The sequence below is a fragment of the Paenibacillus taichungensis genome (assembly GCF_013359905.1).
In the GTDB taxonomy this organism is placed as follows: Bacteria; Bacillota; Bacilli; order Paenibacillales; family Paenibacillaceae; genus Paenibacillus; species Paenibacillus taichungensis.
The window spans coordinates 173335-188348 of sequence record NZ_JABMCC010000101.1 but is presented as its reverse complement, the minus strand read 5'-3'; the positions used below and the strand labels follow the sequence as shown (position 1 = coordinate 188348).

At 46.0% G+C, this 15014-nt stretch carries 16 protein-coding genes; 9 read left to right on the top strand and 7 right to left on the bottom strand.

What is annotated here, in order from left to right; translation table 11 throughout:
- Positions 1 to 6 precede the first annotated feature (6 nt).
- From HP548_RS07555 to HP548_RS07545, 3 genes are all read right to left on the bottom strand, one after another.
- Positions 7 to 690: a TetR/AcrR family transcriptional regulator gene (locus HP548_RS07555; RefSeq protein ID WP_076289562.1), complete on the bottom strand. Its 684-nt coding sequence runs from the start codon at positions 688 to 690 to the stop codon at positions 7 to 9.
- A 327-nt stretch (positions 691 to 1017) separates the two neighbouring features.
- Positions 1018 to 3108, bottom strand: a complete 2091-nt coding sequence (locus tag HP548_RS07550; protein ID WP_076289563.1) for an ABC transporter ATP-binding protein — start codon at positions 3106 to 3108, stop codon at positions 1018 to 1020.
- Between the two features lie 12 nt (positions 3109 to 3120).
- A complete protein-coding gene (locus HP548_RS07545) occupies positions 3121 to 4866 on the bottom strand; it encodes an ABC transporter ATP-binding protein (protein ID WP_076289564.1) in 1746 nt (581 codons plus the stop codon).
- A 532-nt stretch (positions 4867 to 5398) separates the two neighbouring features.
- Here HP548_RS07545 and HP548_RS07540 point away from each other — a divergent pair.
- Together HP548_RS07540 and HP548_RS07535 are read left to right on the top strand one after the other, a co-directional pair.
- Entirely contained in the window at positions 5399 to 5695 is a 297-nt protein-coding gene (locus tag HP548_RS07540) for a HesB/YadR/YfhF family protein (protein ID WP_024630313.1), read from the top strand.
- Between the two features lie 71 nt (positions 5696 to 5766).
- Complete coding sequence (locus HP548_RS07535) at positions 5767 to 6216, top strand: NUDIX domain-containing protein (protein ID WP_076289565.1); 450 nt, start codon at positions 5767 to 5769, stop codon at positions 6214 to 6216.
- A gap of 125 nt (positions 6217 to 6341) precedes the next feature.
- On the opposite strand, the gene HP548_RS07530 is transcribed toward HP548_RS07535, so the two are convergent.
- From HP548_RS07530 to HP548_RS07520, 3 genes are all read right to left on the bottom strand, one after another.
- The gene (locus tag HP548_RS07530) at positions 6342 to 6857 is read right to left on the bottom strand and encodes a hypothetical protein (RefSeq protein WP_063566333.1); all 516 of its coding nucleotides are present in this window, start codon (positions 6855 to 6857) and stop codon (positions 6342 to 6344) included.
- Between the two features lie 185 nt (positions 6858 to 7042).
- The gene (locus HP548_RS07525; RefSeq protein WP_024630316.1) at positions 7043 to 7486 is read right to left on the bottom strand and encodes a DUF441 domain-containing protein; all 444 of its coding nucleotides are present in this window, start codon (positions 7484 to 7486) and stop codon (positions 7043 to 7045) included.
- 5 nt (positions 7487 to 7491) lie between these two features.
- Positions 7492 to 8490 (bottom strand): YpdA family putative bacillithiol disulfide reductase, encoded by a 999-nt coding sequence (locus tag HP548_RS07520; RefSeq protein WP_175381326.1) that lies wholly within the window; start codon positions 8488 to 8490, stop codon positions 7492 to 7494.
- 174 nt (positions 8491 to 8664) lie between these two features.
- Here HP548_RS07520 and HP548_RS07515 point away from each other — a divergent pair, with 174 nt between their 5' ends.
- The 6 genes from HP548_RS07515 to HP548_RS07490 all read left to right on the top strand — a co-directional run bounded on the left by HP548_RS07515 (position 8665) and on the right by HP548_RS07490 (position 13878).
- Positions 8665 to 9258: a DUF2087 domain-containing protein gene (locus HP548_RS07515; protein ID WP_175381325.1), complete on the top strand. Its 594-nt coding sequence runs from the start codon at positions 8665 to 8667 to the stop codon at positions 9256 to 9258.
- A gap of 484 nt (positions 9259 to 9742) precedes the next feature.
- Entirely contained in the window at positions 9743 to 10834 is a 1092-nt protein-coding gene (rsgA, locus tag HP548_RS07510; protein WP_246317981.1) for a ribosome small subunit-dependent GTPase A, read from the top strand.
- A 56-nt stretch (positions 10835 to 10890) separates the two neighbouring features.
- Complete coding sequence (locus tag HP548_RS07505; protein WP_076289569.1) at positions 10891 to 11229, top strand: L,D-transpeptidase; 339 nt, start codon at positions 10891 to 10893, stop codon at positions 11227 to 11229.
- 66 nt (positions 11230 to 11295) lie between these two features.
- Complete coding sequence (locus HP548_RS07500) at positions 11296 to 11829, top strand: GNAT family N-acetyltransferase (protein WP_175381324.1); 534 nt, start codon at positions 11296 to 11298, stop codon at positions 11827 to 11829.
- 172 nt (positions 11830 to 12001) lie between these two features.
- Positions 12002 to 13477, top strand: a complete 1476-nt coding sequence (locus HP548_RS07495; protein WP_175381323.1) for an aldehyde dehydrogenase family protein — start codon at positions 12002 to 12004, stop codon at positions 13475 to 13477.
- A gap of 248 nt (positions 13478 to 13725) precedes the next feature.
- Positions 13726 to 13878, top strand: a complete 153-nt coding sequence (locus HP548_RS07490; protein ID WP_170867771.1) for a hypothetical protein — start codon at positions 13726 to 13728, stop codon at positions 13876 to 13878.
- Between the two features lie 125 nt (positions 13879 to 14003).
- Here the strand turns inward: HP548_RS07490 and HP548_RS07485 are convergent, their stop codons facing one another.
- A complete protein-coding gene (locus tag HP548_RS07485) occupies positions 14004 to 14243 on the bottom strand; it encodes a hypothetical protein (RefSeq protein ID WP_063566326.1) in 240 nt (79 codons plus the stop codon).
- A gap of 423 nt (positions 14244 to 14666) precedes the next feature.
- On the opposite strand from HP548_RS07485, the gene HP548_RS07480 reads away from it, so the two are divergent.
- Positions 14667 to 14987: a hypothetical protein gene (locus tag HP548_RS07480; protein WP_090896181.1), complete on the top strand. Its 321-nt coding sequence runs from the start codon at positions 14667 to 14669 to the stop codon at positions 14985 to 14987.
- The last annotated feature ends 27 nt before the right edge of the window (positions 14988 to 15014 follow it).

Sequence of the window (15014 nt, the reverse complement as noted above, 5' to 3'; positions counted from 1 at the left end):
AAATGGTTATCCCTCATTTCTGTCATCGTCTTCATCCAGAATAGGATAAGCATCCATCGCAGCATGTTGGTCTAGAATACGTTTAATTAGTGATTCACTCACAATATCGGCACCAAGCATGTTCATCAACCGCTGTAAAAAATAAAGACGTTGCTTTGTTTCGCTTGAATTGCGGCCGAACAGTGTTGGATTAATCCATATATTGACCAGCATCATGAATACTTCTGCACAAGCTTCGGGATCTTCGGTTTGAATAGATCCATCTGTAATGCCTTCACGCAAAATCGCTGCAATCACCGGGGCATCAATCCGCACCGCCTGTTGAATCCCTCGTACAATGAACACTGGATTTTTGATCTGGGTTCGAAGTACGTGATCCAGGGAATGGGCCTGTTGATCAGAAACGACATACTCCAAAATCTGAATTAACTTCTCTCGTGCTGGTGTGGTCGTTGTATTTGTAACTAATTGATCCAGCATTTGAGCGGAATAGTTGAACTGTTGTTCCATGACCGCGTCCAGTATTTCCTCTTTGGATCTAAAGTGATGGTACACAGCACCCTTGGACATGCCGAGGGTAACAATGATGTCCTGAATACTTGTTTTTTCAAATCCTTTATCTGTGAACAACTGCGCAGCGACGTTCAGAATCTGTTGTACCGTCTGTTCAGGGTGCTTGTTTCTGGCCATAATAACCTCCTTATATTTTAGATACCGACCGTTGGTATGTATAATACAGAGAGATGTTTCCATTGTCAATAAGAGGAAATCAGAAGGAGTGATACACGTAGGAAGTTTATATGGATCAAATCTGAGTTAATTGAGAAAAGGTAAGATCAAGAAAAAATAAATAAGAGCGGAGAAAAGTGAAGTGGGACCAGAAAAGTAGATAGAGCAACCAACCTTCTTTCGGATTTTGGGTCATGGACAAAATAAAACCGATATGCCTACAGACCAAGAGGTCCGCGGGCATATCGGTTATTTGTTGAAGTATATCTGCATTTATTCCCGGTTTACTTACACGCCGCCTCCAGCAAAGGAGGAAGTGGTTCGAATGGCCTCGCCTATTGGGTTGTTTCCATTCGTATCCGGTGCTGTTTGAGCACCTTGCTGTAGCTGATACATCTGATAATAGCGACCTTTCAGTTCCATCAATTCATCATGTGCACCTTGTTCAACGATCCGTCCGCGATGCAGGACCAGAATCTGGTCTGCTGAACGAATGGTGGACAGACGGTGGGCGATGATGAAAGTGGTCCGTCCTTTTTTGAGGACTTCGAGCGCATTTTGAATTAATGCTTCCGTTTCCGTATCAATGTTCGCCGTAGCTTCATCGAGAATCAGAATGGCTGGATCGAATGCCAGTGCACGAGCAAAGGAGATCAATTGCCGTTGTCCGGCAGATAATGTGCTTCCTTTTTCGATAACCGGCTCGTCGAATCCTTGCGGTAGATGGGCGAGGATTCGCTCAGCACCTACATCGCGCAGCGCCTGTTCAATCTGTGCACGAGTAATCTGCTCATCCCCGAGACTGACATTGGAAGCAACGGTACCCGTGAATAGGTACGGATCTTGCAGTACAATGCCCATATGTTCGCGAATCCACTGTTTAGGCAGATCCTTCACGTTCTGACCGTCAATCGTGATCTTGCCCTTCTGTGGATCATAGAACCGGAACAGCAGGTTGATGATCGAGCTTTTACCGGAACCGGTATGGCCCACCAGGGCGACCGTTTGACCTTGTGAGGCTTTAAACGAGATGTTGTTTAGCACATAATCTTTTTTATAGGCAAAAGATACATCGTCAAACACAACATTTCCTTTGTACCTCGGCATCGAGCCATCGGTTACCGGTTCACCTTTCTCATCCATCAGTTCAAATACACGTCCGGCGGATACCATAGAGGAGTCCAGGTTCGCGAGTTGGTTCACCATACCTGTAATTGGCTGGAACAAACGTCCGAGAACGTCAACGAATGCATACAGTACACCAAGCGAGATGATACTCGTGCCGTCCAGCACACTAGAGCCGAAGTACCACAGGACAACGGCAAAAGCCATATTCCGCAGGACGTTAACCAGGTTGTGTGAGGTGAAAGCGTTCAGGTTGAGCATTTTGTTCTGGTGTTTCATATAATCATCATTCAGATCCTCGAATTCCTGCTTGGTCTGTTTCTGATGACGGAATACCCGGATAATGGACATCCCCTGAATGGACTCGTTAATAATCGCATTAATTTCACTCAGACGTGAACGAATGATCGTGTTGTACCGAGTTGCGATTTTACGATAAAGCACAATCCACAGAACCAGCATCGGCACAACGAACAGCGAGATCAATCCGAGGCGGAAATCCAGCAGGAAGAGCGCAACGTACACTCCAGTAATCGTAATGATGCCTGAGAAAAAGTTCGACAGAACGGCAACGAACAGATCCTTGACGGCTTCGGTATCGTTGGTGACCCGGGAGACCACTTTACCTGCGGGCAGGTTGTCGAAAAAATGTACGGGCAATCGCTGGATGTGTGCATACACATCGTTACGGAGTCTTTGAATGACTTTGTTGGCAGATGATTGTAACCAGTATGTTTTACCAAACTCCATAATGACTGAGATGACAAGGAAGATCATGTAATACACAATCAGCTGATAGATGCTTGGCATTTCCGGTTTGTAAAAGGCAAATAGTTCACCAGCGGATAAAGGCACCGCCGCATATTGACCCGTCACTTCGCCTGCGCGTGTAACCGTCAGTGTTCCGTCCGCGTATGTTCGATCCCCATCGGGGGCACTAACGGGTTCATTTACAAAATAAAAACTTCTACCGGCTTGCAGTACGCGTACTTCGGTACCTTTCGTTTCTTCCGGTTCAAACCGGCCTTCACGTTTGTAGTTCTTTCCATTGTAGACCGCTGCTTCGCTAGAAGCAGTAGTCTCATAGAAAGGCTGCTCAATAGCAAGCAAATGATTGTCGATCATGGACTTGGCGATGAAAGGGCCGGCAAGCTCGGCGGCAACTCCAATCGTAAGCATAATTAAAGCGGCAATAAACGTGCCTTTGGCTTTTAGGGCATATTGAAGCAGCCGTTTGCCTGTATTAGACTTCAAAGCGTTAACCTCCTACGTGGACAAATTAGACTCCACCTGCTGCCGTTCATACTGTTCACGGTACCAGCCGTTCATAGCAAGCAGTTCCTGATGGGTTCCTTCTTCCGTTATTTTCCCGTGCTCCAGTACGATGATTCGGTCTGCGTGTTCAATAGCGGACAGGCGGTGAGTCGAGATCAGCGTAGTTTTGCCCGAGCGTTTGTTGCGTATATTTTCGATAATTTTAGCTTCGGTTCTTGCATCGACGGCGGATAAAGCATCATCCAAAATCAAAATGTCTGGATCGGCGATAAAGGCACGCGCCAGCGATACCCGCTGTTTCTGTCCACCGGACAGCGCAATTCCTTTTTCACCAACGAGTGTGTCCAGACCATCGGATAAAGTGCCCAGATCTCCGTCAAAGGCTGCGGTGCGAATCGCTTCCATAATTACATTATCATCAGCACCAGGCTTACCGAATTGAATGTTCTGACGGACTGATTTGGAGAACAGCACCTGTTCCTGTGGAACATATCCAATCCAGCTGTGCAGGTCATCTTTGGCGATATCCTGAATCGGATGACCGGAGATGCTTAACTTACCCGATCCGGCCGGGTATTCATGAAGCAATTGTTTGAGCAGGGTGGATTTTCCGCTACCTGTACGTCCCACGATCCCCAGTGTCTGCCCGCGTCGAAGTGAAAAGCTGACATGACTTAGATTGTCTACAGTAGAACTAGGATAACGGAAGGTAACATCCTGCATGGCGATTTCTTCAGGATTAGTAATATGAGCAGGCTGCTCAACATCTTTCACGGCAGGTTCTACAGACAGCGTCTCGTTAACACGATCGAGTGAGGCACTACCACGCTGCATCAGGTTAATCAACTCGCCAATCGCAAACATTGGCCAGATCATCATCCCCAGGTACATATTGAACGATACGAGATCCCCTAGGGTAATTTCATTATGAAAAACAAGATAAATGCCGTAGGCAAGTGCAATCACATAACTGAGTCCGACACATAACCGGATGGTAGGTTCGAACAGTGCATCCATCTTGGCAACGGCCAGATTTTTGCGGTACACATCTTCAGTGACATCAGCGAACCTTTTCTCGTCCAGACGTTCCTGAACATAGGCACGCACAACTCGAATGCCGGCAATAGACTCAAGCACCTGATCGTTCATATCCCCGAATGCATCCTGTGCCAGTGTGTATCGTTGATGGACAGCTTTACCATAGATCATCATGGCGATGGCGATAAAAGGCAGAGGCAGAATTGCGGCCAGGGTCAGTTTCCAGCTAACCAGAAAACCCATGGCGAATAATACGGTTGCCAGAAAAGCAGTGGAGTCGGTTAACGTCAGCATGCCGAAGCCTGCTGTGGTAGCAATGGAACGAAGATCATTTGTGGCACGCGCCATCAGATCGCCGGTTCTGTTTTTCTCAAAAAAGGGCGGGGTCATTCGCAGCAAATGGTCCATAAAGCGTGACCGCAGCAAGCGTTCAACCAGATTGGCACCGCCAAACAGTTTGTGCATCCATATGTACGTTGTCAAATAGATAATGATGACCGATCCTAGAATAAGTAAAATGTAACGTGTGAGTGAGGCGCCGGTGATGGAACCGCGTACAATCTCGTCAATGGCATTGCCCAGAAGACGAGGTGGCAGCAGTTCAATGATGCCCACCATAATAAGCAAGGTGACACCAATGAGGTATCGTTTGCGTTCCAGCCGGAAAAACCAGGCCAGATTTTTAAGTACAGAGAACAAGTGGTATCCCTTCCTTTCAAGTTCGTGAAATGCATGTTCCGTTCATGTTCAGCCATTTGAGCCCACAAAAAAAGACATACCGCACGCAGGCGGTATGTCTTGGGTATCATTCATACGGCAGCATGGCTCCGAGAGCAGAGCCACCACCGTAGATAAAGTTCGATTGTGAGAGTACAAAACAGCAAACCTGAGTAGAGGCTTCTGTGATGCGGTCTTATGAACGGAATAACGATTTCATGGGTGCTCCGGTATTTAGTTGTATGCTGAATTGATGTAGATCGTCATTGTTAAACACCGTAACCACCCTTTCTTTTTTTGGTAATAAATTGCATGTAGATCTCGTATGTTTGCATCTTAACACCGAGTTTTACAATCTGTCAAACGTTTTTCCAAAACAGAAGATGCAGCGCAATGTGATGGAATTATGACAAGTAAATGAACTTTTTTTGCGTATTTGGGGTGGTTGAGGTTTGTAATCAGGCCATTGTAGCGATATGATGGAACATATATATAGAGAAGGAGCTGACACCAAATGAGTACCATACATGTATCTGACCGCGCTGCTCGCTGGTATAAGGAAGAACTGAATTTGAACGAAGGAGACAGCATTCGATTCTTCGCCCGTTATAGCTCCGGCGGAGGTCTTCATCCTGGCTTCTCCCTCGGAATCGCCGTGGAGGAACCGAGACATCCTGCTGATCAAACGAAGGTATCGGGTATCCAATTTTTTATGGAAGATCATGATTACTGGTATCTGAAAGGTCATCAACTTCATGTAGATGTTGTTGAAGAAGGACAGGATATCGAATATCGCTACACCGAGATTTAACGTAATATCTCTGCGTATATAGAATGGCTCATCACCGGTCGCACCGATTTTCGAACAGGAGGAGATACGACATGAATCCGCCAGCCCGAGATTTGGCCCAGTATATCGCGAATCGCTCTCATATTGTTGTTAAGGCGGCGGTTCGGGCCGAGAATGAACAAGGTGAATTATTGCTGATCCAGCATGCTGAACACGGACATTGGCGTATTCCTGCGGGACAGATGCGCCCGGGAGAAGCCATTGAGGACACCGCGCACAGGGAACTGTGGGAAGAGACGGGGTGGACCACCAATCATATGATACTTGAAGGTTTGCATTCCGGTCCGAATCTGAGACATTTGCATGCCAGTGGGGATGAAGAATATTTTGTGATTGCCATGTTCAGGGCACAAATTGTTCAGGATTCGCTCGTAGAATCACGAGTAAATAGCGAGGCCGGGCTGAAGTTTTTTGATCTCAAGTCATTGCCCAGGCTGAATGATCTTAGCCGCTTGCTGCTGAGGTCTTTCGAAATAGAATAAACGGAACAAAGAAGAAGCCTTTCCTGCCCGGAAGGCTTCTTCTTTGTTGTGGAAATCACAATCTAAATGGACCAATGTCCATGAGTAGTATAATCACTCTTGTGAATCAGCAGTTCCTGGCCTAACTAGACTTGATCAAGCGGTTCTTCATCATCCATCGCAAAATCAAAATCGTCAATATCGAAGACCTGCACGGGAGATGCCGATTCAATAATACGTGCGATCAATTCGACCTGATCGGTAAGTATAGGGGTATCCAGGCGCTGTGAAGTGAGAAGCAGCTCGGTCTCAATGGGATCAAAATATTCACCATATTGTGCGGTATCAACCGCATTAATAATGGCGATGGAGACCTGGTCACCGAACAAAATGGACGGACTTTTGGCCCAGGGAACAGCCAGGGCACGCTCTATTTTTTTCTTATTCAATGGTTCTTCAAAATAAGAAATCATTTCATTAATCTTGGATTTCACATGCTGGTCATCCGCCGGATTATCCATCAAAGGGTCAGGGCTGGTCTGAAATTCATATAACTCCAGGATGGTGGTGTAAGGAACAATATATTCAACAGGCGCCGGCGGCGCGAGTAATTGACCGTAAATTGCCACCATCACGGCTTCTGTAACAAACTGACGTGACATGGGTTCCTGAATCCTCCTGCGGCCATTAATAGTTGCGAGATGAATCAATTTTCTTTTGTATGATGGATCATCAAATTGATTTCTCTGCTATGGACTTGGGTGCTTGAATTGCATGAATAGAAGTATATCATACAACGGTGGGAAAAACAGCCAGTCCGCAGAAGGATGTCAAGTCCCAACTTTGATCATGATTTTCCGAGCAGTAAGGATAAAATTCCTGCTGCAATCAGGGGACCAACCGGTACACCTTTGAACAAGGCAACCCCAAGCACCGTACCAATAAGCAGCCCGGCAACGACGGTTGGCTGTGTACTCATCAGAGTAGCTCCTCGTCCTCCCAGATGGGCGACAAGTAATCCTACACCAATGGCGAGCAGCGATTTCCAGTGCAGAAAAGACTCTCCAATCGTCTGTAAACTGATTTTGCCACTGGCGAGAGGTGCCATAACACCAATGGTCAGGATGATGATACCGATTGTAAGTCCATACTTTTCCAGCCACGGAAAAGCCTGATTAAGGTTCAGCACCCGCAGCAACAACAGAAATACCATGGCTACGGTTACGGGTGTATTACTGCTGATAATACCTAGCGCGGCAAACACGAGCAACAGCAGTGAGGTCATATCCATCGATTTCATTCCCTTTCGGTCTGCCCGCGATGACGACCTACAATATGTTCTGCAATATATCTTCCATGCCAGCGCCCGGATTCAATAAACACTTCATTGGCATTGCGGCCTGAAGCGATTACTCCACCAACGTATACGCCTGGTACACTACTCTCCATTGTCTGTGGGTCATATACGGGTTTATCCATATCCTCAGACATCTCCACACCTACGGAAGAAAGCAGCTTGCGGTCAGGACGGAAACCGGTCAAGGCCAGCACAAAGTCATTGTCGAGTTCACTTGTGGAGCCATCAGAATGGAGCAAACGAATGGAATCATCCAAAATTTCATTTACACGTGAGCCAAGGTGCAGTGAGATTTTGCCTTTTTGCACCATGCTTTCGAACAATGGACGAACCCATGGTTTAATATGTTCCGAAACACCGCTCCCACGATAAACCATGTCAATATGTGCACCGACACGAACCAGTTCCATGGCAGCATCGACAGCTGAATTACTGCCTCCAATAATGGCGACATGTGTGCGTGTGTAAGGATGAGCTTCACGGAAATAATGAGTGACTTTATCCTTGTCTTCGCCAGGGATGCCAAGATAGTTAGGGTGGTCAAAATAACCTGTAGCAACAACGACATTTCGTCCTTTATGAACGATTGTCTGCCCACGACGATTGACCGTATGTACCTCGAACGTGCCATCGTCTTTACGTTTGATTTCTTGGGCTTCTTCATAGTTATGAACACGCAGGCCGAAATGTTCGGCTACCTTGCGATAATAGGCGAGTGCCTCGTAACGAAAAGGTTTGTCGTTCGGTGTGCTGAATGGAACATTCCCGATCTCAAGCAATTCCGCTGTACTGAAAAACTGCATATGGGTTGGATACAGATAAATAGATTGGACGATATTGTACTTTTCAACAATTACAGCGGACAGTCCCAGCCGCTCGCATTCAATGGCAGCAGATAGACCGCATGGGCCTCCGCCGATAATAATGACATCTTCCATGTTCTTAATCCTCCTTATTTCAAGCACTATAATCCTACCGTAAATATGGGTTTAATGCCAGTTCAAGAAGGATACGGACGTAAAGAATTGATCTTGATCTTGGGAATTGACTTAAGAAAGGGAAAAGATTAATATCAAATTAGATGATCATCTAACGAAAGTGAGTTGAACGAAATGCAACTGGAGAAGATTGTGGCTTACCATAAAGCCTTGGCTGATCCGACTCGACTTCGGATGCTGCTGCTGTTATCCCAGGGAGAACTGCATGGTCAAGCGCTTGCCGAGAAGCTTAACTTGTCTCAGCCAACCGTTACACATCATGCATCCAAGCTAAGAGAAGCAGCGCTAATCAAGGAACGCAGAGAGAAAAATACGGTGTTTTTCTCGCTCAATCCCTATTTTATCCGGGAGCACGCGCAGGCTTCAGTTGATTTTATTTTTAGACAAGAGGAGGTTGCCGATATGAGTGATGTGAATGAGACGCTGAAGGCATCTGTAATGCGGAATTTCTTCTCGAAGGATGGACGATTGCGTCAGATCCCGGCTCAATATAAGAAAAAGCTGATTGTACTGGGACATTTGGTGGAGCAACTGGAATTCGAACGGAAATATACGGAGAAAGAGATCAATGCATTCATTCAAAACTATCATGAGGATTTTGCCACTATTCGTCGGGAGTTTATCATGCACCAGTTCATGTACCGGGAAGATGGGATCTATGAACTGAATCCGAAGGAAATGTGGACAAAATGGGATCAAGTGAAATAATTGAAAAATAATTAAACTTGACAAAAGCGGTTGAAGCTGTGTAACATGATGGATAATTCTACAAGGGAGGCGATGTTAAATGACAAATCTAATGGCAGTATACGTTAATTTGAATATGAACAGCGTCTCCGGAACGGATCAATGCATGTAATTTTTTACGGCAGTTGGACAGTATTGTTCGCAATATTGTCCATATGTACGTAACATAGGATAACATGCACAGATGAAGCCACGGGTGACGTACCCGTGGCTTTTTGTATGCCAAAAATGGGTTGTTTCTGGATAACGAGTATCGGATTGGCGTAATGATGCTTCTGATATGAATGCCATAAAAACAATCATCTATTCGGCTAACTTCTTGTTTCCGCGGGTGTATTGCCGATCGTGGCTTATTTGGTTTTGATACCGGACCGGAGCGTTCATTGTTGATTGTTGTCAATGTCAATAAAGGATAACACACCAATTACCGGGAGGAATTTTTAATTTGAATAACACGATGGAGAAATACGGCTGGTCTACAAAGTGGCAGGAGTTGTGGCAGCAGACGGGTATGGAAGAACAATTAAGAAAACCAGCAAGAATTATTGCGGATCACGGGCAATTGCTTCGCCTGATTACGGCTGAGGGAGAGTGCTGGGGACGGATATCGGGACGGATGCGTCATGATAATGAAGAGACTGGCATTGTACCAGCCGTTGGGGATTGGGTGGCTGTTACAGGGCAAGCTGGAGAAGAAGCCATCATTCACAGCATTGTGCCACGTCAGAGCAGGGTATCCAGACAAGCCGCTGGTCCAGTGACCAAAGAGCAATTGATTGCGGCGAATGTGGATACATTGCTGATTGTTGCCGCTCTTAATCATGATTTTAATCTGAGACGGCTCGAAAGATACATTATGATGGCCTGGAATGGTGGAGTCAGACCTGTCATCATTCTAAGTAAAAGTGATCTGAGCGAGAATGTGGAAGAACAAATTTCGCTGGTGGAAGGCATTGCTCCTGGAATTGAAGTGTTGGCAATATCGGCTGTTCAGGATCAGGGCAAAACTTTACTTGAAAAATTTCTGTCTCCAGGCACAACGGTAGCCCTGACGGGTTCTTCCGGTAGTGGCAAGTCTACCCTGGTCAACTGGATGATGGGCGAAAGCGTACAGATTACGCAGGCCGTTCGTGAGGACGACAGCCGTGGACGACATACGACCACTCATCGGGAAATATTTGTACTGCCGCAGGGAGCAGTATTGATTGACACGCCGGGAATGCGTGAACTCAATCTGTGGGATGAAGGTCAGGATGGTTTGTCACATGCCTTTGGTGAAATTGAGCAGCTTGCAACGGAATGCAGGTTTCAGGATTGCACGCATACCCGGGAAGCCGGTTGCGCCGTGAAGGAGGCTATTCAGGAAGGTTCGTTGGATGAAAAAAGGCTGGGCAACTACTTGAAAATGCAAAAGGAACTGAAATTTCAGCAGCGCAAGGAAGATGCCGCATCTAAACGACGTACTGCTTCAAGCAAACCCGTCAGTTCACGCAAACCGAAACATGTCCGCAGTACAAAAGACTGGGAAGAGGCCTGAGACCAGGTGGGCATCCCTCTATATCCTGCATAGGATAGATTAGGAGGGATGCCATCATGCCAGATTACAGCATCATCGTGGACCTGTCGGATCATATGTTATATCTTTTGGATGGCTCACAGGTGGTTAAGGGCTATCCTGTCGCTATAGGCAAGGTGCTCACGCAGACGCCTAACGGCGTGTTTACGATTATTAACAAACAAGAGAACCCTGGAGGGCCATTTGGCGTTCTTTGGATGGGGTTGTCGGCGCCGCATTATGGGATTCATGGAACCAATGATCCTTCATCCATTGGCAAGTCCGTTTCTCATGGATGCATACGCATGTATAACTCGGATGTGCTGGACCTTTCTTCCAAAGTGTCAGTCGGTACACAAGTAACGATCCGGCCCTAGGGCCGGATTTATCTGATGAAGGGGATTGTAAAGTCACGGCTTGGCCGAGAGAAAGGGAGTAATAACATGCAAATCAGACCAGCGCGTGAAGGGGATGCGGAAGCCGTAGCCCATGTACATACAGAGAGTTGGAAGACAACATATCGAGGGATCGTGCCGGATGATTTTTTGGACAATCTGACTACAGAATCAAGGTTGTCCCAATGGGAACGAAATATCCGTTCTGGCGAAAAGGATCAGATTCTGGTGGTGGCTGAGCAGGAAGATGGGAAAATTGTCGGATTCGCCTGCGGTGGAAAGGAACGTGAAGGCAAATTGCCTTACGATGCTGAGTTGTATGCTATTTATTTACTGAAAGAAGTACAACAAACGGGTATCGGCCAGCAGCTGGCGAAACACGTCGTTCGTTATCTCCATTCCCTGGACATGAGAAACTTGTTGATCTGGGCACTGGAGCAAAATTCAGCCTGTCGTTTCTATGAAAAAATGGGCGGAATCCCTGTCCAAACACAGCAAATCCGAATTGGGGGTCAAGATCTGTTAGAGGTTGCTTATGGTTGGGAGGACTTGACTCTATTTGGAGAGAACGGTTCCCAGTAGTTGAATAAATGCAAATTTAGATTAATCTATTAGGCTTTGAGAAGCATCTTCCCTTCTGAGGATGCAAGGATTTCATCTGTTCTTCACGTTTGCGCAATCCTTAACAAGGTTAATGAACTACTACACCGTTTTGAGGTGAGATATTCAATCTTGATTGGGAGGCGTTATTCAGATGACTTTAATGGAGACAGAACATACAACATGGACGAAACAATTTATTAATGGCGAATGGGTAGAAGGCTCCGGCGAGAAAACAGTGGAAAATAAAAATCCGTATACGGGAGAGGTCATCGCAACCTGGCGATCCTCGAACAAGGAAGATATAGATCAGGCATATGAGGCGGCTCAAAAGAGTTTGATGGAATGGAAGAAATCCCTGCCGGCGGTAAAAGAAGGTGTACTCCGCAAAGTTTCGGCTCTAATGGTAGAGCGCAAAGAGGAAATTGTAAAACTGCTTATTACGGAGTCCGGGAGCACACGCATCAAGGCGGAGGCGGAGTTTGCTTCTGCGAAACGGATTGTGGATGAAGCAGCTTCGTTCCCTTATCGGATGAAGGGGGAGATTCTGCCCTCAAATACACCTGGGAAAGAGAATCGAGTTTTGCGTGAGCCCAAGGGAGTTATCGGCGTGATCGGCCCTTGGAATTTTCCTTTGCACCTGTGTCTGCGTTCCGTAGCTCCGGCTATTGCTCTGGGTAATGGAGTCGTTATTAAGCCTGCGTCCGATACGCCGATTACGGCTGGTTGGCTTATTGCTGATCTTTTTGAGCAGGCTGGATTGCCTGAAGGTGTACTGAATGTGGTTGCTGGAAGCGGGAGTGAGATTGGGGATTATTTTGTAGCGCATCCGGTACCCAAAGTCATTTCCTTTACTGGCTCCACAGAGGTGGGGCAGGGCATCGGTAAACTCGCAGGTGAGCATTTGAAAGAAACTGCGCTTGAACTTGGGGGAAACAATGCGATGATTGTTCTGAAAGATGCCGATATCGAACGTGCTGCAGAGTCTGCGGTGTTCGGTAAATTTCTGCATCAGGGGCAAATCTGTATGGCACTTAATCGTATTATTGTGCATGCTGATATTTACGATAAGTTTGTGGAATCCTTTGTCGCCAAAACGAAAAAAATTCAGGCAGGTGATCCTTCGGATTCCCAAACGCTGGTAGGTCCGCTCATTCGTGAGAAGGAAGTGGAGCGCCTGCTGGACTTGATTAAGGGAGCCAAGGCAGAAGGAGCAAGATTGCTGCTGGGCGGTACTAGCAAAGGCAGTGTGCTGGAGCCGACCATACTCGCAGATGTGAAACCGGAGCAGCATATTGTGCAACAGGAACTGTTTGGACCTGTCGCGGTATTAATGAAAGCGAAGGATGAGCAGGAGGCCGTGCGTTTGGCAAATGATACGCCTTATGGATTGAGCGGCTCCGTATTCACCGGAAATCTGGAGAGAGGGTATCAAGTTGCCCAGCAGATTGAATCGGGCATGGTGCATGTAAATGATCAATCCGTGAACGATGAGGCGCATGTGATGTTTGGTGGTGAGAAATCATCGGGTATTGGTCGTTTCGGTGGCGATTGGGCGATTGAAAAGTTCACACGGACTCGCTGGATCAGCATTCAGCATCAATATCGGGAATATCCCGGAGTTCAATAATTCGACAGTGAACATGGATTAGAAAACGTTCTGTTTTATAATCAGCTAGGGTTCGAGAAAGAGTGACAAAGATTGCGCAGAGTCCGCCACATACTTGATGAGGCGGACTTTTGCATGTTTTTACACGTTTGAAAAACAGGCGAGGAAATGGTGTGAATAAGCTGTTTGGTATACCTGTAATCTGGTTATTTATGGATACACGGGCAGAACAGATCCGTAAATCCAATAGGTAAAGGGGCCTGAACTTCATGTCCATTGACCGTTTCATTCTGAGAAAGCTGAATACTTGTCAGGAAGAAAATACGCGTGATAATCTGGTTCGGTTGTTTGTCATTCGAATCCAAAAGGCCGAGATGGAAGAAGAACATGAAAATGCTTATGTCGTCAGCCGATTGCATTAGAAATAGATAAAAGAGATGTGGTACACAAAAAAGGAAGCTTGTCCTTAGCGGCAAGCTTCCTTTTCCTTATGTTCGCGAATGAATGAATTCGCAGTTTCCATGTTGAATTAAACAACTGACTCATCTTAATAAAGGGATAAGGCGAGGGAGTCATTTTCGCTACGGCTGTGAAGAATGGCTTCACCACCGACAATCTCAATACTAATCAAAGATTGCAGACATTTCTGTAAAGCACGTTTACCATTGCTAATCTTGTTCTCAAGTGCACTGCTAAGCAATCGTAGTGTCTTTTGTACAGGTTGTTTGTTTTCTTGATTGAAATATACAGGGATTGATTTGTTTTGAAAAGTTATTAGTGTTCTCACTAGAAATCACCTCACGAGAGTTATTTCTTACTGGTTATATTAAATTCCAATGCTTAAAATTACCTTAAAATCAGCTTATGAAAACATAAAGGTGAGCAATGTTTGAAAAGTGTTCACAATTCAATTGTGGGCGAAGCATTAAAAAGTCCCGAAAAATCAATTCGTAGCTCCCATTTATATGGAAGAAACACGCATAGTTTCGCATCCTTGCAATAATTAACGTGACTACTGCCTCGAAAGTTCTGAGTCGAATGGACGATATTTTAATATATACGTGGGTCATATGTAACAAAATTACAGGTTGCACATTGCAAACAGGGTGTTTATGTAAGAAAATAGGGATGGAATAGCGTTTCATCTGCATTATTTTGATTTAATTTGACACTAGGACAATTTACATATGAGACCATGGGAGGGATTATTTTGATTCTTACCGTGTATTCCGGCCGGGAGGAAGGCGAGTGGTTCGACATCGAGGTCCCGGATGAATGTACTATTGAACATCTGAAGACATTGCTGGGAGTCCGTATTTTCGGTCAGGCACCGGGAGAGGGCATTCAGTACATCCTTGAAGCCAAATTTCCGGAAGGATTGTGGTTCTCTCCACAAAACTCACAACAGTTAATGGAAACAGGGCTGCGTCAAGGAAGTTGTGTACGGGTCCAGCGGGCGTTTTCCACCACTTCTGAAGAAGCGCCGGTGTATGGAAGACGTTCATTGTTTCAGCAGGACAGCAACGAATGAACAATCTGAACGTATATATTGTTTACG